Here is a 20,416-nt window from a genome sequence, read left to right on the forward strand (position 1 = left end):
ATCTGTAAACTCGATGTAAAAATGTGGGGCGGATCGGCATTATTTGTATAAATTACCGCCATTTGGTCTGACCTGAATCAATTCAGCCAGAAGCGTTTGATATACTATTGCAATTATCGTTGTGCACTCCTGGTGAGGGGCGCTTCAGGCAACAGGATTATTTTTTGCTTCCTAAGTTCAGAGGTAGTCATGATTAAGAAAATCGGTGTGTTGACAAGTGGCGGTGATGCCCCGGGCATGAACGCAGCAATTCGCGGCGTTGTGCGCGCGGCATTAACGGAAGGTCTGGAAGTTTTTGGAATCTATGACGGTTACCTCGGCCTGTATGAAGATCGCATGGTTCAGCTCGACCGCTACAGCGTTTCCGATATGATCAACCGCGGCGGCACCTTCCTGGGTTCGGCGCGTTTTCCAGAATTCCGCGAAGAACATATTCGCGCCGTCGCGATTGAAAATATGAGAAAGCGCGGCCTCGATGCGCTGGTAGTCATCGGCGGTGACGGTTCTTATATGGGCGCCGTACGCCTGACTGAGATGGGCTTCCCTTGCATCGGTCTGCCGGGCACCATCGACAACGATATTAAAGGCACCGACTACACCATCGGTTTCTTTACCGCTCTGAGCACCGTGGTTGAGGCTATTGACCGCCTGCGTGATACTTCTTCCTCTCACCAGCGTATTTCCGTTGTTGAAGTGATGGGCCGTTACTGCGGCGACCTGACCCTGGCGGCAGCCATCTCCGGCGGCTGCGAATTCATCATGGTTCCTGAGGTTGAGTACACTCGCGACGATCTGGTTGCTGAAATCAAGGCGGGTATCGCGAAAGGCAAAAAACACGCGATTGTGGCGATCACCGAGCATATGTGCGACGTCGACGAACTGGCTCACTATATTGAGAAAGAGACCGGCCGTGAAACTCGCGCAACCGTACTGGGCCACATTCAGCGCGGCGGCTCCCCGGTTCCTTATGACCGTATTCTGGCATCCCGCATGGGCGCGTACGCGATTGACCTGCTGCTGCAGGGATTCGGCGGCCGTTGCGTCGGTATTCAGAACGAGAAGCTGGTTCACCACGACATCATCGACGCTATCGAAAACATGAAGCGTCCGTTTAAAAGCGACTGGCTGGATTGCGCTAAGAAGCTGTACTAAGCTCAGACGCAAACAAAAAGGCCTTCTCAGAGAGAAGGCCTTTTTTATGGGCGGGACACGCTACTCGATATCCAGAGCATCCTCCGAAAGGATGATCCCGGTGTTATCGGCGTAGAGATGGTCGCCGGAAAAGAAGGTGACGCCGCCGAAGTTGACGCGAACGTCGCTTTCGCCGATGCCTTCCCCTGCGGCGCCAACGGGAATGGCGGCCAGCGCCTGGATACCGATATCCAGATCTTCCAGGTCGTCAACCTGACGCACTGCGCCATAGACGACCAGCCCCTCCCACTCGTTTTGTACGGCCAGACGCGCCAGGTCAGCGTCAATCAATGCGCGCCGAACGGAACCACCACCGTCAACTAACAGGACATGGCCACGACCGTTCTGTTCGAGCATATCGTAGAGCAACCCGTTATCCTCGAAACATTTTACCGTGATGATTTGTCCACCAAACGACGAGCGCCCCCCAAAGTTGGAGAACAGAGGTTCCACGACGTTGACATCTTCCTGGTAGATGTCACAAAGCTCGGAAGTATCGTATTTCATAGGCTTAACGTTCAGTTGCTGCGAGAATTTTCAGTATATCTCGTGAATCGTGCTGTTGGCAAAATCATCAATTGTTAATTGATATTTGTCAGTTAAGCCGCGAGTCGGCTGCAAATAATCCCGATAACAAACAGCAGGTTGGTTAACAGGGCGCCTTTTACGGTTCTTTCCAGCATTGGGCGCATGGCGACCGGCTCGCGCTCGCGCATGACATAACGCGCCTGCTTAACCAGCAGCGGGGTGGCCAGCAGGAACAGCCAGCCCCACGGATTATGCAGTGAGATCAGATTAAACAGCGCCAGGCATAGCAGCGCGCCAAGCAGCAGGCAGGCATGATAGCGACGAGCGTTAACCGGCCCGAGGCGTACCGCAAGGGTGTTTTTACCGTTTTCACGATCGCTGTCGATATCACGCAGATTGTTAATATTCAGCACCGCCGTCGCCAGCAAACCGCAGGCCGTGGCGGGTAAGAAAATGACCGCTTCCACGCTGTGCGCCTGAAGATACCAGCTTCCCACGACGCTCAGCCAGCCGAAGAAAATCAGCACTGAAATGTCGCCAAGGCCGATGTAGCCGTAAGGACGGGTGCCGACGGTATAGGTAATTGCAGCAACGATTGAGAGTCCGCCAAGCACCATAAAACCGATAAAATCGGCCATGGTTTGCCAGGCCAGGAATAGCAGCGCCAGGCCAGAAAGGCAAATCAGCGCTACGGTGAGTATCAACGCGCGTTTCATCTGCGCTTGGGTAATTGCCCCTTTCTGCATGCCGCGAAGGGGGCCGATACGGTCGGGCTTATCGCTGCCTTTTACCGCGTCGCCATAATCATTGGCCAGATTGGAGAGGATTTGCAGTAAACCGGCGGTAATGATTGCCAGCAGGGCAACCCAGGGATCGAAACTTCCCTGATGCCAGGCCAGAGCGGAGCCGACAATAATGGCGGCAAAGGCCAGAGGCAACGTTTTGGGGCGCAGGCTTTCCAGCCAGGCCTGAGTGCGAGTGATAGCGTGTTCGGTCATAAGTCCCGGCCAATAAAAAATGGGGCTCTACCCTTGATACGTCAAGCTGCAGGTGCGTTGGCTACGCTCATTCAACCCAGCCATGTACTCAGGTACACTGCCGGGAAAAATGAGGACACTCAGCCAAAGGCCGCCTTGCGACAACTCGAATTATTTAGGGTATCTATAGCCCCATCTATAGTGATGAAAATATATTGAACCGGATTATAAGATAAAACGACTCAGATCTTCATCTGCCACCAGAACATCCAGATGCTTACCGACATATTCCGCATCAATGGTGACGGTTTGGCCATTCATTTCGCTGGCATCGTAGGAGATATCTTCGATCAGACGCTCCAGGACGGTATGCAGGCGACGCGCGCCGATGTTCTCGGTGGTTTCGTTGACCTGCCAGGCAGCCTGCGCGATACGCTTGATGCCGTCATCCGTGAATTCGATATTGACGCCTTCGGTGGCCATCAGCGCTTTATACTGTACGGTGATGGACGCGTTCGGCTCGGTCAGAATACGTTCGAAGTCGTGGGTGGTCAGCGCTTTCAGCTCAACGCGAATCGGCAGACGACCCTGTAGTTCAGGAATCAGGTCGGATGGGCTGGCTACCTGGAACGCGCCGGAGGCGATAAACAGGATGTGATCGGTTTTCACCATGCCGTGCTTGGTGGAAACGGTGCAGCCTTCAACCAGCGGCAGCAGATCGCGCTGTACGCCTTCACGAGAGACATCAGGACCGGACGAGTTGCCGCCGCGCTTACAAATTTTGTCGATCTCATCGATAAACACGATACCGTGCTGTTCAACGGCGTCGATGGCATCCTGCTTCAGCTCTTCCGGATTGACCAGCTTAGCCGCTTCTTCTTCGATCAGCAGCTTCATCGCGTCTTTGATTTTCAGCTTACGCGGCTTTTGCTTCTGTCCGCCCAGGTTCTGGAACATCGACTGCAGCTGGCTGGTCATCTCTTCCATGCCCGGAGGGGACATGATTTCTACGCCCATCGGCGCGGCGGCGAGGTCGATCTCAATCTCTTTGTCGTCGAGCTGCCCTTCGCGCAGTTTTTTACGGAAAGACTGGCGCGCGGCGGAGGGTTCCTGAGGCTGTTCAGCCTGGCCCCAGTTGTTTTTCGCCGGTGGGATCAGCACGTCGAGGATGCGCTCTTCCGCCAGCTCTTCGGCACGGTAGCGGTTTTTATCGATGGACTGCATGCGTACCATTTTGATCGCCGCATCGGTCAGATCGCGGATAATCGAGTCCACTTCCTTACCAACATAGCCCACTTCGGTGAATTTAGTTGCTTCCACCTTGATGAACGGCGCGTTGGCGAGCTTTGCCAGACGACGGGCGATTTCTGTTTTACCGACGCCGGTCGGACCGATCATCAGAATGTTTTTTGGCGTGACTTCGTGACGCAGCTCTTCGTTGAGCTGCATACGACGCCAGCGGTTACGCAGAGCGATGGCGACGGAGCGCTTGGCTGCGTCCTGGCCGATAATGTGTTTGTCCAGTTCGCTGACAATTTCGCGTGGGGTCATTTCAGACATGGGAGATCCTTACGCTTTAGACGGTAATTCTTCGATGGTATGGAAGTGGTTGGTATAAATGCAGATATCACCTGCAATATTCAACGCTTTCTCTGCGATATCGCGTGCGCCCATATCGGTATTTTCCAGCAGGGCGCGAGCCGCGGCCTGGGCGTAAGGACCGCCGGAGCCGATAGCAATCAAATCATTTTCTGGCTGCACCACGTCACCGTTACCGGTGATGATGAGGGATGCGTTTTCGTCAGCCACGGCCAGCAAGGCTTCCAGCTTGCGCAGCATGCGGTCGGTACGCCAGTCTTTCGCCAGCTCAACGGCGGCTTTCACCAGATGGCCCTGATGCATTTCCAGCTTACGTTCAAACAGTTCGAACAGCGTGAAGGCGTCAGCGGTGCCGCCCGCAAAGCCGGCGATCACTTTGTCGTTGTACAGGCGGCGCACTTTTTTCACGTTGCCTTTCATTACGGTGTTGCCCAGCGTAGCCTGGCCATCACCGGCAATAACGACATGGCCATTACGGCGAACACTTACAATTGTAGTCACGAGCAGACCCCTTGGTTGCAAAAGCGGAATAGGGGCCCCGCGGTTTACGCGGGGCAGAATGCAATTATAGATGGGGGGGTTTTTAAGGGTTTCAACCCCTGGCGGCGAGACGAATGCAGTTTGCGTGTCCGGCCATCTTCAGCCGTTCAATCATATTGCTGGCGTTTTCTTTGCCCTTCAGCGGCCCAATCACTACGCGGTTCCAGCCGTTATTGGTGGTGATATGCGAGGCGAAGCCTTCAAACGCCAGCTGCGCGCGAACGGTCTCCGCCTGCTCTGCGCCTTTAAAGGACCCGCACTGGATCATCCAGCTGCGATCGTCTTTTTTCTCCGCGGTAGCGGTTTTAGGCGCTTCTTCAACGCGGGTTACCGGCGCGGCGGCCTGCGTTTTTGGCTGGGCGGTGCTGGTATGCGCCGGCGTTTGCAGCAGATCCTGATACGGCTGCTGATTCGATGCCGTTTGCTTCGGCTGCTGCTGTACCGGTTTGGCCTGCTCGACGGCCCGAGGCTGCGTACGCGGTTGCTGTACCTGCGTCTGGGCCTGCGCTAACTGCTGTTGCTGCACCTGCTGTTGCGCTAAACGCTGACGCTGTAGGGTTTGCTGGCGCTGCGCCGGGGTTTGTTCATTCCACGGCACCTCGGTCAGCTGCGTAGGCTGCTGACGCATATCAGCCTGCATTTGCGCTAACAGCTGGCGCTGCTCGTCCGTCAGCTGCTCCGGTTTCATGACTTCACCGCCTGCCGTGGGTTCCGTAGGCGCGCGGACGCCGGGCTGGCGACTCTCCAGCTCTTTAATATAGCGCCAGCGTTCTTCGGGCTTCGGCGGCAAGCCATTGCCCGCCGCCTGGCGATTCTGCAGCGCTTCAGCTTCTTCTTTCTTGTGGTGCGTGATGAAGTACAGTCCACCGATAAAGGCCACCAGCACCGCCGCGGCGATCGCCACCATAGCAGGTGAAACCGCCGAAAGGCCGCCTTGCTTGTTCCTTGAGCTTCGGGAGTTGCTCTTTTTGCGCCGCGAAGAAGCCGGTTGGCTGCGGCGTACATAATCTCGTTGTGCCACTATCGTTTCGCTGTCTTATTCGTTTTTCAGCCCGCCATGTTACTTAAGCGGCGGGCCTTTGACCAGAAGAGCAGGCCCGAAAGCCTGAAGATTATGTTCGGATTTTGCGCGTACTGCCGCGAACGATAAGCTCGCAGTCGAGCAATCGTGACCCGCTGCTGACGCTGTGGCCGTGCAGTTGATCCAGTAAAAGTAGCATCGCTTCGCGGCCAATATCAAAACGTGGTTGCGAGACCGTCGTCAATGGCGGATCGCAAAATTCAGACAAAGAGATGTTATCAAAACCAATAATAGACAGATCTTCAGGAACTTTCAGGCCGCGACGCTTCGCCAGCGATAATGCGCCCAGCGCCATGATATCGCTATGGCAGAAAATCGCCGTCGGTGGTTCCGGGAGCGTCAGCAACTGCTCCAGGGCGTTGGCGCCGGCTTCATAGGTAAAATTACCGCGGGCGATATAGTGCGGATCGACGGTTATTCCGCTCCGGCGTAGCGCCTGGACATAGCCCTGCAGGCGGTAATGGCATAACGGCATCTCTTCCGGACCGGCGATACAGCCAATGCGGCGATGCCCCAGTTCGTGCAGATAGTTAACGGCGTTGAACGCGGCGGTGAGGTTGTCGATATGCACCGTCGGCAGTTCCAGCTCGGGAGCGAATTCATTGGCCATGACCATCGGCGGCAGGTTGCGCTGTTCTTCTACGCCCGCATCGAAGGGCAGACGAGAGCCCAGCAGCAGCATGCCGTCGATCTGCTTGGTAATAATCAGGTCAATAAAGGTCTTTTCCTGACGATTCTGATGGGCGCAATCGCCAATCAGTACCAGATACTCTTGCTCCGCCGCGGTGACTTCAATGCCGCGAATAATCTCGCTAAAGAAGGGATCGCAGATATCCGGCACTATCACCAGAATGGTGCGCGACTCGTTGCGTTTCATGTTGCGCCCGAGCGATTGCGGTAAATAGCCGACTTCAAGCGCGGCCTGTTCAACCCGGTTGCGCGTGCTCTGCGAAACCTTATCCGGGTTCATTAACGCTCGGGATACGGTTGCCGTGGAGACGTTTGCCTTCTGGGCGACGTCTTTCATGGTGGCGGCAACGATCTGTTTTTTGGGCTTCACCTGTTTTCTCCTCGCTGGCTTGCGCAGACACATCCCTGGCGTTCTGACATCAGCCACATTTTTAACAGATAGTACATCCAGAGAGTTACAGAATTTTCATGAAAAACGTGATGGTGGTTGAATTTTTCGATCCGCCTCGCAACAGAAGCCTTAACCTTCAATAGGATCGACATCCAGAACCCATTTCACTTTTCGCGCTTCCGGCAGCGTGTTGATCAACGCCAGCGTCCCGCTGACGATATGCTGTAGCTGACTACGCGACGGATGCTGCAGGAGTATTTGCCAGCGCCAGCGGCCTCCGCGCTTTGGCGCCAGCGCCGGAACCGGACCGAGCACCCAGAGCTTGTTATCCGCCAACGGGCTGGCCTGCAATAAATTCCGCAACTGCTGTAAAAAGAGCGGCGCCTGCTGATTGTTATGGTCTTCGGCGCGAATCAGCACGTGGCTGGTCCACGGCGGCAGCTGCATGCTTTGCCGCTCCGCCAGCGCCTGCTCAGCAAACGCGTCGTATCCTTTATAGAGGAGCGTTTGCAGCAGCGGATGCTCAGGATGATGGGTCTGCAGGATCACCTCGCCCTGTTTGCCGGCACGGCCTGCGCGGCCCGATACCTGGGTATAAAGCTGAGCGAAGCGCTCCGCCGAGCGGAAATCGGCGGAGAACAGCGCACCGTCAACGTCCAGCAGGGAAACCAGGGTGACATCCGGGAAGTGGTGACCCTTAGCCAGCATCTGTGTGCCGATAAGAATGCGCGCGCCACCGCGATTAACATCGGCAAGATATTGCTCAAGCGCGCCTTTGCGGCTGGTGGTATCTCTGTCGATACGGGAAATCGGGATATCGGGGAACAGCGGTCCCAGCGCCTGTTCAAGCTGCTCAGTGCCCAAACCTACCGGCACCAGATGCGTAGAGCCGCAGGAGGGGCACTGGCGCGGGATCGGACGCTGGCTGTCGCAGTGGTGGCAGCGCAGATGATGCTGAGCCTGATGCAGCGTGTAGTAGCTGTCGCAGCGCGGGCACTCTGCTATCCAGCCGCAGTCGTGGCACAACAGCGCCGGCGCGAATCCGCGGCGGTTCAAAAACAGAATGACCTGGTTATCGGCCTGCAGATGCTGGCGCATGCGGCTAATCAGCGCCGGGGACAGCCCGGCCTGCAGCTGCTGGCCTTTTAAATCCAGGACATGCTGTTGAGCCGGCCGCGCATTTCCCGCGCGCCTGGTCAGCTTGAGCTGGCGATACTTGCCCTGGCGGACGTTATGAAGCGTTTCCAGCGCCGGGGTTGCCGTGCCCAGGATGATCGGGATTTGCTCGCTGTGGGCGCGCCAGACCGCCAGATCGCGCGCATGGTAGCGCCAGCCCTCCTGCTGTTTGTAAGAGCTGTCGTGCTCTTCATCGATCACGATTACCCCGAGGTCTTTAAAAGGGGTAAATAGCGACGAGCGGGTTCCGATCACAATCGCCGCTTCGCCGTTTTTGGCTTTTAGCCACGCGGAGAGGCGCTCGCTGTCGTTCAGCCCGGAGTGCAGGACCTCTACCGGGGCGTTAAAACGGTGGCGGAAACGGGCGATTGTCTGCGGCGTCAGGCCGATTTCCGGCACCATCACCAGCGCCTGGCGCCCCTGCGACAGCACGTTTTCAAGGACGCTCAGATAAACTTCCGTTTTGCCGGAGCCGGTGATCCCGGCCAGCAGCCAGGCGGAAAAACGGTCCGAGGCGCTATGAATCGCGCCAACGGCGGTGGCCTGTTCGGTATTAAGCCGCAGGCGCTCTCCGGGCACCGAGAAGCCTGTTCGCCAGTCGGTGATAGCGGGCGCTTCGCTGGCGAGTTCGGCAAGGCCTTTACCCCGCAGCGCCTGCAGCGCGGCATCGTTAAATTCCAGTTCGGCAACCTGATGGCGCCAGATTTTTCCCTGACGCAGCGCCGCCAGCGCCTGCTGCTGTTTGCGCGAGCGCTTAAGGCTGTTGATATCAACCGCTTGCCCCTGTTCGGTGGCAAACCAGTACCACATTGGCGCCGCGCTGGCGGGCTTCCCCTGGCGCAGCATGATCGGTAGCGCGTGAAACAGTACATCGCCGATGGGGTGGTGGTAATAGTCCGCCGCCCACAGCAGCAGCCGCCAGACCGAAGAGGAGAAGACCGGCTCGGCATCAAGAACTTCGGCCACCGGCTTGAGTTCGTCAAGCGGCAGCTCGCTGCGTTCGCTGACAGCCGTCACGATACCTATCCGCTCCTGCTTGCCGAACGGAACGCGCACGCGACAGCCCGCTTTGACCGGCATACCTTCAGGCAGCAAATAGTCAAAAGTGCGGGGCAGCGGAACGGGCAGGGCAACATGAGCGACGGGCATTTAATCTTCCTGACTTGAAATCTGGCGGGTTAGTATACACATTGTGATAAGGGCTCGCGGATCAGTTTGCATATGCTGGTCAAATTCTGTATGATTCGCCGCCTTTGATGTGCTTCGTGCAGCATCAAAATCTATTACCCGGTAGTGTAATCGCTCCGGGAATTATTAACATCGCGTGGTGTCTGGCGTTAGGGCTGGAAGAGCGACGCGGCCTTAACTGAGGTTCTCCCATGAAAAAAGATATTCATCCGAAATACGAAGAAGTTACTGCTTCCTGCTCTTGCGGTAACGTCATGAAAATCCGTTCTACCGTAGGTCACGACCTGAACCTCGACGTGTGCGGTAAATGCCACCCGTTCTACACTGGCAAACAGCGTGATGTTGCTACCGGTGGTCGTGTTGACCGCTTCAACAAGCGTTTCAGCGTACCGGGTACCAGCAAGTAATTTGCTGAAGAAGCCGCCTCAGGGCGGCTTTTTTGTCTCTGCTTTACAGAGGATAGCAGTATCGATTCAGACAGCTTTTATTCTCTTCTACCGCCTTCATCACGCTTCCCGCCGTCAGTTTTAACGAAGTGTTCATGGCCATTCCCGCGCTTTCCAGTCCCTTTGCCGTCCATTTATTACAGGTATTAAATATCCCGTAGCGGCCGTTTGCTGCGTAAAACTGGCTGTCGCCGTAGATCCCTTTTTTCAACGGTATCAGCTCCCCTCGTTCATTACGGGCAAAGCTGCGACCGATGTAGCGCAGCAGGCTATTATTCTGGCCCGGGGTAAGGCTTAATGCCGTCATTGCGCTTGCGGAAAAATAGCTTTCGGGCGCTCCTGAAAAGGCGACTACGTGCATTACCGCGCCGGATGACCAGAACATAGCCTGCAGCGTAAGTCGGGTGGTTATCTCCTGCGATTGATAAAAACCTTTATCGCCCCAGCCGATTTCATACCACTGTTCCCGCTGAGGAAAGCGTACGTTAAGCTGCGGCAGAATTTTGTTCACGTCATTGGCGGCCAGGATAATCCCGGTGTGCCAGCCGTGATTGACGATATAGATTTCTGGCCCGGACGACGGTTTTTCTGGCGTCGGTTTGATGGCCTGAGGATAGGTGGCGCAGCCGTAAAGCAGGAGGACTGTCCAGGCAACAAGCAGATTTTTCACGATCAATTACCTCGGGAACAGAGGCTAGTTTTTTCAACGGTTCCCAGCTGCGGCGCGTCAAATAGCGCCTGCGGCGAGATGACGGTTTCGTCCATCGGGATCGCCTGACCGTAACGCTCTCTGAGTCTGGCACGAACGAGCGGCGATCCGAGGTCGAACTCGCTCAGCTTTTGCAGCGGCGTGTAAACCACGGGCCCGATGGCTTCAAAGACGTAAGGTTTTTTATGACGGATCACCACCATACCGGTGTGGCTGTAAGCGGAATGGGTCGCCAGCTGAATGGCTTTGCTTTGCGATGAGCGGGAGATTTGAAAAACGATATCGCCGGTTTGCGGCACCCAGGCGTGCGCCGGAAAGGCCGACGCCAGGCTCAGCGCCAGTACGCAGTATTTCATGGCATAACATCCTTGTTATCCAACTAAAAAGAGCGGCTGGTTTACCCCGCCGCCCTGAGTGATTTTAGTATTCCCACGTATCCGGGTCGATGCCCAGTTCGCGCATAATCTCTTTTGCCGCTTCCGGGATTTCATCGCTGCGCTCTTTACGCAGGTCTTCATCGTTAGGCAACGGTTGACCGGTAAAGGCATGCAGGAACGCTTCGCACAGCAGTTCGCTGTTAGTCGCGTGACGCAGGTTGTTCACCTGACGACGCGTGCGTTCATCGGTGAGGATTTTTAACACCTTCAGAGGAATGGAAACCGTAATTTTTTTTACTTGTTCACTCTTCTTACCGTGCTCAGCGTATGGGCTGATATATTCGCCGCTCCATTCAGCCATGAGTTACCTTTAATCCTCTATTCATTAGTTAAGGGCCTGAACGTGGGTCCCGGCCATAATTGCGCGTAGTTTACCGTAGAGGGGCGCGTCTGACACCAAACAAGCCGCCACGGATGTGCGCTAATGCATATAATTTTAACGGCTATTTCCGGTTTGCTCAATCTATACGCAAAGAAGTTTAGATGTCCAGATGTATTGACGTCTATTATAACAATGATTACTCTGACACCTGACTTTTCACCGACTCAGCCAGGAACTCCCCAACATGACGCGTAAACAGGCCACCATCGCAGTGCGTAGCGGTTTAAATGACGACGAGCAGTACGGTTGCGTTGTCCCGCCCATTCATCTTTCCAGCACCTATAACTTCACCGGATTTAACGAACCGCGCGCCCACGACTACTCTCGTCGCGGTAATCCGACACGTGATGTTGTGCAGCGCGCGCTGGCGGAGTTGGAGGGCGGCGCAGGAGCGGTCCTGACGAATACCGGGATGTCGGCAATTCTGCTGGTGACTACCGTCTTCCTGAAACCGGGCGATCTGCTGGTGGCGCCTCACGACTGCTACGGCGGCAGCTACCGTCTGTTTGATAGCCTGGCGAAGCGTGGCTGCTATCGCGTGCTGTTTGTCGATCAGAATGACGAACAGGCGCTGCGCGCCGCACTGGCGGAAAAACCGAAGCTGGTTCTGGTCGAAAGCCCAAGTAATCCATTGCTGAGAGTTGTGGATATTGCGAAAATCTGCGGTCTGGCGCGTGAGGCTGGAGCGGTCAGCGTGGTTGATAACACCTTCCTGAGCCCGGCTTTGCAGAATCCGCTGGCGCTGGGCGCCGATCTGGTGTTGCATTCATGCACCAAATATTTGAACGGTCATTCTGATGTGGTGGCCGGGGTGGTTATCGCCAAAGATCCGGCGACCGTCACCGAACTGGCATGGTGGGCGAATAATATCGGCGTCACCGGCGGGGCGTTTGATAGCTATTTGCTGCTGCGCGGTTTACGTACGCTTTCTCCGCGTATGGAAGTGGCGCAGCGCAACGCGCTGGCGATTGTCGACTACCTGAAAACCCAGCCGCTGGTGAAAAAACTGTACCATCCGTCCCTGCCGGAAAACCAGGGGCATGAGATTGCGGCGCGTCAGCAAAAAGGCTTTGGGGCGATGTTAAGCTTCGAGCTGGATGGCGATGAGCAGACGCTGCGTCGTTTCCTGAGCGGGTTATCGCTATTTACGCTGGCGGAATCGCTGGGCGGTGTGGAAAGCCTGATTTCTCACGCCGCGACGATGACCCATGCGGGCATGGCGCCTGAAGCGCGTGCGGCCGCTGGGATCTCAGAAACGCTTCTGCGTATTTCGACCGGTATTGAAGATGGTGAAGATTTAATTGCCGACCTGGAAAATGGCTTCCGGGCAGCAAACGAGGAATAAACATGAGTGTGATTGCGCAGGCAGGGGCGAAGGGTCGTCAGCTGCACAAATTTGGTGGGAGTAGTTTAGCGGATGCGAAATGTTACCTGCGCGTCGCGGGTATCATGACGGAGTATTCGCAGGCGGGCGATATGATGGTCGTCTCCGCCGCCGGCAGTACCACCAACCAGTTGATCAGCTGGCTGAAGCTCAGCCAGACCGATCGCCTCTCTGCGCATCAGGTGCAACAATCGCTTCGTCGTTATCAGATGGAGCTGATTTCCGGATTGCTTGCTCCGGACGCTGCCGACGCGCTAATCGCCACGTTTATTCTGGATCTTGAACGCCTTGCCGGGCTGCTTGATGGCGGCGTAACGGACGCGGTCTATGCCGAAGTCGTCGGCCACGGCGAAATCTGGTCGGCCCGCCTGATGGCGGCGGTGTTGAATCACCTGGGCGTAGAAGCCGCCTGGCTGGATGCGCGTAGCTTTTTACGCGCCGAGCGCTCCCCACAGCCGCAGGTGGATGAAGGTTTATCCTACCCGCTTTTGCAGCAGCTGATAGCGCAGCATCCGAATAAACGCCTGGTTGTAACCGGCTTTATCTCGCGTAACAACGCCGGGGAAACCGTACTGCTCGGGCGTAACGGTTCCGACTATTCCGCCACCCAGATCGGCGCGCTGGCCGGGGCGTCCCGCGTCACTATCTGGAGCGACGTGGCCGGGGTCTACAGCGCGGATCCGCGCAAAGTGAAAGATGCCTGCCTGTTACCGCTGCTGCGTCTTGATGAAGCCAGCGAACTGGCCCGTCTGGCGGCTCCGGTACTGCACGCCCGTACGCTGCAGCCGGTTTCCGGCAGCGATATCGATTTACAATTACGCTGTAGCTACACCCCGGATCAGGGCTCTACGCGCATCGAACGCGTACTGGCTTCCGGTACCGGCGCGCGAATCGTTACCAGCCATGATGATGTCTGCCTGATTGAGTTCCAGGTGCCCGGCGGCCAGGATTTCAAACTGGCGCATAAAGAGCTGGACGCGATTTTAAAACGCGCTCAGCTGCGTCCACTGGCGGTTGGCGTACATGCCGACCGTAAGCTGCTGCAGTTCTGCTACACCTCTGAAGTCGCCGACAGCGCCCTGAAGCTGCTCGACGAAGCGGGGTTGCCGGGCGAGCTGCGCCTGCGTCAGAAGCTGGCGCTGGTGGCGATGGTCGGCGCTGGCGTGACCCGTAACCCGCTGCACTGCCACCGCTTCTGGCAGCAGCTAAAAGGCCAGCCGGTAGAGTTCACCTGGCAATCAGAAGAGGGGATTAGCCTGGTCGCGGTGCTGCGCGCCGGGCCGACAGAAAGCCTTATCCAGGGCCTGCATCAGTCGCTGTTCCGCGCGGAAAAACGCATTGGTCTGATACTGTTTGGTAAAGGCAACATTGGTTCCCGCTGGCTGGAGCTGTTTGCTCGCGAGCAGACCACGCTTTCCGCCCGCACCGGGTTTGAATTCATCCTTGCCGGCGTCGTGGATAGCCGCCGCAGTCTGCTCAATTATGAAGGGCTAGACGCCAGTCGCGCGCTGGCTTTCTTTAATGATGAGGCCGTTGAGCAGGATGAAGAGTCGCTGTTCCTGTGGATGCGCGCGCATCCGTATGATGATTTAGTGGTGCTGGATGTAACCGCCAGCGAGCAGCTGGCCGATCAGTACCTCGATTTTGCCAGCCATGGCTTCCACGTTATCAGCGCGAATAAGCTGGCTGGCGCCAGTAGCAGCAGTAAATATCGCCAGATCCACGATGCGTTCGAGAAAACCGGGCGCCACTGGCTGTACAACGCCACCGTCGGCGCCGGTCTGCCGGTCAACCATACGGTGCGCGATTTGATTGATAGCGGCGATACCATTTTGGCGCTGAGCGGTATTTTCTCCGGCACTCTCTCGTGGCTGTTCCTGCAGTTTGACGGCACCGTACCGTTTACTGATCTGGTCGATCAGGCCTGGCAGCAGGGGCTGACGGAACCGGACCCGCGCGTCGATCTTTCCGGGAAAGACGTCATGCGTAAGCTGGTGATCCTGGCACGAGAAGCGGGCTACGACATCGAGCCGGATCAGGTGCGCGTAGAATCGCTGGTGCCCGCCCACTGTGAAGAAGGTTCGGTGGATCACTTCTTCGAGAACGGTGAAGCGCTGAACGACCAGATGCTGCAGCGTCTGGAAGCGGCGCGCGAGATGGGGCTGGTGCTGCGCTACGTGGCGCGTTTTGACGCCAACGGTAAAGCTCGCGTCGGCGTGGAAGCGGTGCGCGAAGAGCACCCGCTGGCGGCGCTGCTGCCGTGTGATAACGTCTTTGCCATTGAGAGCCGCTGGTATCGCGATAACCCGCTGGTGATCCGCGGCCCGGGCGCTGGTCGCGATGTGACCGCCGGGGCGATACAGTCGGATATCAATCGTCTGGCGCAGCTGCTGTAAGCGTCGCGTTATACTCTTGAGCCAATGAGACCAGTATTTGCGTCACCCGCCCTGCTGAAAACAGGGCGCTTTGCGTGAACTCGGGTCTCTTTTCCAGCCAGGTTGTGAAGCGTCGGCTGGCCGCGAGGTCAGGGGGCGAGGCGTTCTCGTCCGGCGTTCCGGCAAGCTGGCAGACCATTTTTCGGTTCTCTCCCTGCGTCCAGAGCTGCCACGGATTTTGCCACCAGCCATGATGCGTTTTGCCCTGCAGCCGCCACGGTGCCGAACTGGCGGGGTTGTTTATCTCTTCCTCCACATACCACAGCTCTCCTTTCTGCTGGCGAAACAGAGGCGCCCAGGCAACGATCGCCGCGCCGCGTAAAAAACATTCATGAGCAATGATGTGCGTTTTTATCGCTGGAAAACGATGGCTGAGCAGCTTGAAATGACCGTGTGCGGCGATGACCGGGCGCAGAATGGCGCCGCGGGAATGACGCTTTGGCGCGGCGCTGCCGTACTGTATCCCATCGAATTGACTGCGCTGTAAAAAGCCCGCTTCGGTCTGAGAGATTCGCTGAACGATATCGCCCGCAATGCCCTGAGGCGCTTCTCTTCCCCGCCAGCGATAGCGTAGTGATGCGCCAACCGGAAAAGGCGTGAAGTTCGACGAAAGATGGAGAACATTGCCGCGTACGGCGTCGAAGCTGAGTAAGAGATAGAGTTTCTGCCCGGCCTCATGACCCTGAAACGGCACAATCAACGGTACGCTGCAGATATGCTGTGGGTACTCCATTACCGGGCTATGGTGATGTTTTGGCGTCCAGACTTTTTCACAGCGGCGGCACTGAAGCCGCTGGGTTCCCTTCGGGTTGTAGCCATAGCGAATTATATCTCGCCGATAACAGGCCGGGCAAAAATAGCCAGAGCGCCGGGCGTTATCCGTCAGATAGGCGGCCAGCCAGGGTCGGAACTCATCATCATTAAACAGCGGTGGATAGCTGCCGCAGGCTGCGCAGTACAGCGCGGGATAACCCAGCCGATAGTCCGGAAAACGGTAGTCGGCCGCAGAGGATAAACCCAGGTTACGGCAACCGTAGGTTTTACAGGCGTTAATGGTAAAAAGAGTCTCCACGAGCGGGCCAGCACCAACGATTTTTGCAGGTCGTTAATTTTGCCCTGCTCAGGTTGCATACAAATGTGAATACTCTCACATAAAAAAGTCTTTCAGAACGTAACTTAGCGCTTCTTGACCTCTCTGAAAGGAACTCCGATGAAATTAAAAACAATGAGCGCCGCCCTCCTGCTGACTTTGCCTTTCTGGGCCTGCGCCAAAGATGTCACCCTCATTTACACCAACGATCTCCATGCCCACGTCGAACCCTATAAAGTGCCGTGGATTGCCGACGGTAAACGGGACATCGGCGGCTGGGCGAATATCACCACGATGGTTAAGCAGGAAAAGGCGAAAAATAGCGCGACCTGGTTTTTTGATGCCGGCGACTATTTTACCGGACCCTATATCAGCAGCCTGACAAAGGGCAAGGCAATTATCGATATCATGAACACCATGCCCTACGATGCGGCGACGATAGGTAACCATGAGTTCGATCACGGCTGGGACAATACGCTGCTCCAGCTTAGCCAGGCGAAATTCCCGATTGTGCAGGGCAACATTTTTTATCAGAACAGCGATAAAGCGTTCTGGGATAAGCCCTATACCATTATCGAAAAAGAGGGCGTGAAAATCGGCGTGATCGGCCTGCACGGCGTTTTTGCCTTTGACGATACGGTATCCGCCGCAACGCGGGTGGGTATCGAAGCGCGCGACGAGGTGAAATGGTTACAGCACTATATCGATGAACTGAAAGGTAAAGTGGATCTGACCGTAGCTCTGATTCACGAAGGCGTCCCGGCACGCCAGTCGAGTCAGGGGGGGACCGATGTACGGCGTGCGCTGGATAAAGATATTCAGACCGCAAGCCAGGTCAACGGGCTGGACATTTTGATTACCGGCCATGCCCATGTCGGCACGCCGGAACCGATTAAAGTCGGTAATACGTTAATTCTTTCTACCGATAGCGGCGGCATCGACGTAGGGAAACTGGTGCTGGATTATCAGGAAAAACCGCATCAGTTCACCGTGAAGAACTTCGAGCTGAAGACTATCTATGCCGATGAGTGGAAACCTGACCCGCAGACGCAGCAGGTCATCGACGGCTGGAATAAAAAGCTGGATCGCGTGGTGCAGCAGGTTATTGCTCAAGCGCCGGTCGAGCTTACTCGCGCTTATGGCGTCTCTTCACCGCTGGGCAACCTTGCCGCGGATGCCTTGATGCAGGCGGCAGGTAAGGAGACGCAGCTGGCGTTAACTAACTCAGGCGGTATTCGTAATGAAATTCCCGCCGGGGCAGTGAGCATGGGAGCCGTTATCAGTACCTTCCCGTTCCCTAACGAGCTGGTCACCATGGATTTAACCGGGAAGCAGCTACGTAGCCTGATGGAGCATGGCGCGGGATTAAGCAACGGCGTGCTGCAGGTCTCCAGAGGCCTGGAAATGAACTACGACAGCAGTAAACCGGTGGGCCAGCGCGTCGTATCGTTTTTGCTCAATGGTCAGCCGATTGAAGATGCCACGGTTTATCATATTGCCACCAACAGCTTCCTTGCCGATGGCGGCGATGGTTTTGCCGCGTTTACCCAAGGGCAAGCGCGTAATACTTCCGGCGGCTACTACGTTTCAAATGCGGTAGTGGACTACTTCAAAGCCGGAAATAAGGTGACGGACGAGCAGCTTAACGACATGCGTGTCGTCGATGTGAAGAAATAGTCGTTTCAGGCCGGGCGGTTAGTCCGGCCTGCCGATCGCTGCGCTGCGAAAACTTCTTTAGCGGCAAACAGGCCATTCAGGGCCGCCGGGAATCCGGCATAGACCGCCATTTGCATGATAACTTCCGTCATCTCTTCTTGCGTCAGACCGACATTTAATCCGGCGGCGATATGCACTTTTAGCTGCGGCGCGGCGTTGCCGAGAGCCGTAAGCGCCGCGATGGTCGCGATTTCCCGGCTGCGTAAATCGAGCCCTGGCCTGGCGTAAATATCGCCGAAGGGAAACTCAATCAGATAGCGGGCGAAATCGGGGGCAATATCCTTCAGGCTATTGACGACGGCATCGCCCCCCTTGCCATCCACGCGCTGTAGCATTTCTTGTCCGATAGTAAAACGTTCGCTGGTCATCGCTTTTTCCTCAGTGTGATTGTGCATAGCGATGAAGGTTAGGGAAGTTTACCGGGCTTGAGTAATACCCTTTTCGTGATACCTTTTCAGTATGACAAATTCACGTTTACAGAATCTGGATATTCGCCTGCTGCGCTACTTCGCCGTGGTTGCGGAGGAAAACAACATCAGCCGGGCGGCGCAGCGGCTATTTATTTCGCAGCCGCCGCTGAGCCGTCATATCCGCCATCTCGAGGCGCAGCTGGGGCTGACGTTATTTTTGCGCCATACCAAAGGCCTGATTCTTACCGAAGAGGGAAGGCGAGTGCTGGACATGATCCGGCCGCTGCTGGCGCTTCAGGAACGCACTCTGGCAGCGCTGAGCCAGCTCTCGGCACACTCGCAGCAGCCTCTTCGTCTGGGCCTGACGACCGCTTTTGAACAAGGAGTTTTCGCCGCCGCAGAAGCTGCTTTGGGCGAACATAACCGCGCTTTGCATATTACCCGTCAGCCCTCGCCGGCGCTGGCTCAGCGGGTGCGCAAGGGTACACTCGATGCGGCGCTGATCGCCCTGCCGCTGAATACCGATGGCCTTCACCTGCGCGCTTTATCGTATTATGAACCGCTCATCGCGGCCCTACCGGCAGCCTGGCCAGAGGTCGGTCAGGCGGATCTGGCGTTAAGCGCGCTCAATCACCGGCCGCTGTTTTGGTTTAAACGCGAGCGTAATCCCGATTTTTTTGACTATACGCGACGCATTTTTGACCGGGCTGGCTATACGCCCGCCTACGTGGAGGAGCCCGCCGAGCACGATGTTCTGCTGGCGCGGATTGCGCGTGGGGAAGGGATGATTTTACTGCCGGCATCCTTTTCTGCTATTCAGCGTCAGGGTGTGGTTTTCTGTCCTCTTCAGGATGCCAGTCAGCAGCTTCCGCTCAGGCTGGGCGTGGTCACGATGCCGGCAAATAAGATGTTGTTGGAAGAGTTGACCGCAGTACTTGAAAAATCATTGCCTTAGTAAAGAGGAGATGAATTAATTTCATCCAGGCTGAATATTCCTCACTGTTTACGCTGATTTTTCTATTGACGCCAGTGTCCTTTTCCGTCATTTTTACATCTGGACGTCTAAACGTATAGAAGTTCGCGATACAACAAACAATAAAATGCGATTGATGAGGTAAGGTATGAGCTTTTTTCACGCCAATCAGCGGGAAGCCCTGAATCAGAGCCTGGCGGAAGTACAGGGCCAGATTAACGTCTCCTTTGAATTCTTTCCGCCGCGCACCAGTGAAATGGAGCAAACCCTCTGGAAATCCATCGATCGCCTCAGCATCCTGAAGCCGAAGTTTGTCTCCGTAACCTACGGCGCCAACTCCGGTGAACGTGACCGTACCCATAGCATTATCAAAGGTATTAAGGAGCGTACCGGACTTGAGGCCGCGCCGCATCTGACCTGTATCGACGCCAGCCGTGATGAGCTGCGTACCATTGCCAAAGATTACTGGGATAGCGGGATCCGCCATATTGTTGCGCTGCGCGGCGACTTGCCGCCGGGCAGCGGAAAGCCGGATATGTATGCCGCTGACCTGGTGACTCTGCTGAAAGAGGTCGGGGATTTTGATATTTCCGTCGCGGCTTATCCGGAGGTTCATCCCGAAGCTAAAAGCGCGCAGGCAGACTTGCTCAACCTGAAGCGTAAAGTCGAAGCCGGAGCAAACCGCGCGATTACCCAGTTCTTCTTCGATGTGGAAAGCTACCTGCGTTTCCGCGACCGCTGCGTCTCCGCGGGTATCGATGTCGAAATCATTCCGGGTATTCTGCCGGTCTCTAACTTTAAGCAGGCGAAAAAATTTGCCGACATGACCAACGTGCGTATCCCGACGTGGATGGCGAAAATGTTTGAAGGTCTGGACAATGACCCCGAAACCCGCCAGCTGGTAGGGGCGAATATCGCAATGGATATGGTGAAGATTTTAAGTCGTGAAGGGGTGAAAGATTTCCACTTCTATACCCTGAACCGCGCGGAAATGAGCTACGCGATTTGCCACACGCTGGGCGTGCGTCCGGCGTAAACAAGATTCAGTTTCCTCCCCTTATCTTCCTTCTTTT

At 56.1% G+C, this 20,416-nt stretch carries 19 protein-coding genes; 7 read left to right on the top strand and 12 right to left on the bottom strand.

Going from position 1 to position 20,416, the window contains the following annotated elements:
* Positions 1–189 precede the first annotated feature (189 nt).
* The gene (gene pfkA, locus HMPREF3178_RS00725; protein WP_004107521.1) at positions 190–1,152 is read left to right on the top strand and encodes a 6-phosphofructokinase; all 963 of its coding nucleotides are present in this window, start codon (positions 190–192) and stop codon (positions 1,150–1,152) included.
* 60 nt (positions 1,153–1,212) lie between these two features.
* On the opposite strand, the gene rraA is transcribed toward pfkA, so the two are convergent.
* From rraA to priA, 7 genes are all read right to left on the bottom strand, one after another.
* A complete protein-coding gene (gene rraA / locus HMPREF3178_RS00730; RefSeq protein ID WP_004107523.1) occupies positions 1,213–1,698 on the bottom strand; it encodes a ribonuclease E activity regulator RraA in 486 nt (161 codons plus the stop codon).
* A 92-nt stretch (positions 1,699–1,790) separates the two neighbouring features.
* Positions 1,791–2,717: a 1,4-dihydroxy-2-naphthoate polyprenyltransferase gene (gene menA / locus HMPREF3178_RS00735; RefSeq protein ID WP_017145156.1), complete on the bottom strand. Its 927-nt coding sequence runs from the start codon at positions 2,715–2,717 to the stop codon at positions 1,791–1,793.
* Between the two features lie 204 nt (positions 2,718–2,921).
* On the bottom strand, positions 2,922–4,256 hold the full coding sequence (gene hslU, locus HMPREF3178_RS00740; protein WP_004107529.1) for an HslU--HslV peptidase ATPase subunit: 1,335 nt from the start codon (positions 4,254–4,256) through the stop codon (positions 2,922–2,924).
* A gap of 9 nt (positions 4,257–4,265) precedes the next feature.
* The gene (gene hslV / locus HMPREF3178_RS00745; RefSeq protein WP_004107530.1) at positions 4,266–4,796 is read right to left on the bottom strand and encodes an ATP-dependent protease subunit HslV; all 531 of its coding nucleotides are present in this window, start codon (positions 4,794–4,796) and stop codon (positions 4,266–4,268) included.
* Between the two features lie 91 nt (positions 4,797–4,887).
* Entirely contained in the window at positions 4,888–5,856 is a 969-nt protein-coding gene (gene ftsN, locus HMPREF3178_RS00750; RefSeq protein WP_071530263.1) for a cell division protein FtsN, read from the bottom strand.
* Between the two features lie 91 nt (positions 5,857–5,947).
* Entirely contained in the window at positions 5,948–6,976 is a 1,029-nt protein-coding gene (gene cytR / locus HMPREF3178_RS00755; RefSeq protein WP_004107539.1) for a DNA-binding transcriptional regulator CytR, read from the bottom strand.
* Positions 6,977–7,126: 150 nt separating this feature from the next.
* The gene (gene priA / locus HMPREF3178_RS00760; protein WP_004107541.1) at positions 7,127–9,322 is read right to left on the bottom strand and encodes a primosomal protein N'; all 2,196 of its coding nucleotides are present in this window, start codon (positions 9,320–9,322) and stop codon (positions 7,127–7,129) included.
* Positions 9,323–9,552: 230 nt separating this feature from the next.
* Here priA and rpmE point away from each other — a divergent pair, with 230 nt between their 5' ends.
* The gene (gene rpmE / locus HMPREF3178_RS00765) at positions 9,553–9,768 is read left to right on the top strand and encodes a 50S ribosomal protein L31 (protein WP_004107543.1); all 216 of its coding nucleotides are present in this window, start codon (positions 9,553–9,555) and stop codon (positions 9,766–9,768) included.
* A 43-nt stretch (positions 9,769–9,811) separates the two neighbouring features.
* On the opposite strand, the gene HMPREF3178_RS00770 is transcribed toward rpmE, so the two are convergent.
* From HMPREF3178_RS00770 to metJ, 3 genes are all read right to left on the bottom strand, one after another.
* Positions 9,812–10,477, bottom strand: a complete 666-nt coding sequence (locus tag HMPREF3178_RS00770; RefSeq protein WP_017145155.1) for a TIGR02117 family protein — start codon at positions 10,475–10,477, stop codon at positions 9,812–9,814.
* Positions 10,478–10,479: 2 nt separating this feature from the next.
* Positions 10,480–10,872 (bottom strand): YiiX/YebB-like N1pC/P60 family cysteine hydrolase, encoded by a 393-nt coding sequence (locus HMPREF3178_RS00775; RefSeq protein WP_017145154.1) that lies wholly within the window; start codon positions 10,870–10,872, stop codon positions 10,480–10,482.
* Between the two features lie 64 nt (positions 10,873–10,936).
* Entirely contained in the window at positions 10,937–11,254 is a 318-nt protein-coding gene (metJ, locus tag HMPREF3178_RS00780; protein ID WP_004107547.1) for a met regulon transcriptional regulator MetJ, read from the bottom strand.
* Positions 11,255–11,519: 265 nt separating this feature from the next.
* Here metJ and metB point away from each other — a divergent pair, with 265 nt between their 5' ends.
* Together metB and HMPREF3178_RS00790 are read left to right on the top strand one after the other, a co-directional pair.
* On the top strand, positions 11,520–12,680 hold the full coding sequence (metB, locus tag HMPREF3178_RS00785) for a cystathionine gamma-synthase (protein WP_004107548.1): 1,161 nt from the start codon (positions 11,520–11,522) through the stop codon (positions 12,678–12,680).
* A 2-nt stretch (positions 12,681–12,682) separates the two neighbouring features.
* Entirely contained in the window at positions 12,683–15,115 is a 2,433-nt protein-coding gene (locus HMPREF3178_RS00790; protein WP_004107549.1) for a bifunctional aspartate kinase/homoserine dehydrogenase II, read from the top strand.
* Here HMPREF3178_RS00790 and HMPREF3178_RS00795 read toward each other — a convergent pair.
* A complete protein-coding gene (locus tag HMPREF3178_RS00795) occupies positions 15,090–16,226 on the bottom strand; it encodes a hypothetical protein (RefSeq protein WP_017145153.1) in 1,137 nt (378 codons plus the stop codon). The genes HMPREF3178_RS00790 and HMPREF3178_RS00795 overlap by 26 nt on opposite strands.
* A gap of 138 nt (positions 16,227–16,364) precedes the next feature.
* On the opposite strand from HMPREF3178_RS00795, the gene HMPREF3178_RS00800 reads away from it, so the two are divergent.
* A complete protein-coding gene (locus HMPREF3178_RS00800) occupies positions 16,365–17,921 on the top strand; it encodes a bifunctional metallophosphatase/5'-nucleotidase (protein WP_024274866.1) in 1,557 nt (518 codons plus the stop codon).
* A 5-nt stretch (positions 17,922–17,926) separates the two neighbouring features.
* Here HMPREF3178_RS00800 and HMPREF3178_RS00805 read toward each other — a convergent pair whose 3' ends face one another.
* The gene (locus HMPREF3178_RS00805; protein WP_004107552.1) at positions 17,927–18,328 is read right to left on the bottom strand and encodes a carboxymuconolactone decarboxylase family protein; all 402 of its coding nucleotides are present in this window, start codon (positions 18,326–18,328) and stop codon (positions 17,927–17,929) included.
* Between the two features lie 91 nt (positions 18,329–18,419).
* Between HMPREF3178_RS00805 and HMPREF3178_RS00810 the strand changes: the two genes are divergently transcribed.
* The gene (locus HMPREF3178_RS00810; RefSeq protein ID WP_017145151.1) at positions 18,420–19,325 is read left to right on the top strand and encodes a LysR family transcriptional regulator; all 906 of its coding nucleotides are present in this window, start codon (positions 18,420–18,422) and stop codon (positions 19,323–19,325) included.
* 166 nt (positions 19,326–19,491) lie between these two features.
* Positions 19,492–20,379, top strand: a complete 888-nt coding sequence (gene metF, locus HMPREF3178_RS00815; RefSeq protein WP_017145150.1) for a methylenetetrahydrofolate reductase — start codon at positions 19,492–19,494, stop codon at positions 20,377–20,379.
* The last annotated feature ends 37 nt before the right edge of the window (positions 20,380–20,416 follow it).

It is taken from the genome of Klebsiella sp. HMSC09D12 (assembly GCF_001808475.1).
GTDB lineage: Bacteria > Pseudomonadota > Gammaproteobacteria > Enterobacterales > Enterobacteriaceae > Klebsiella > Klebsiella oxytoca.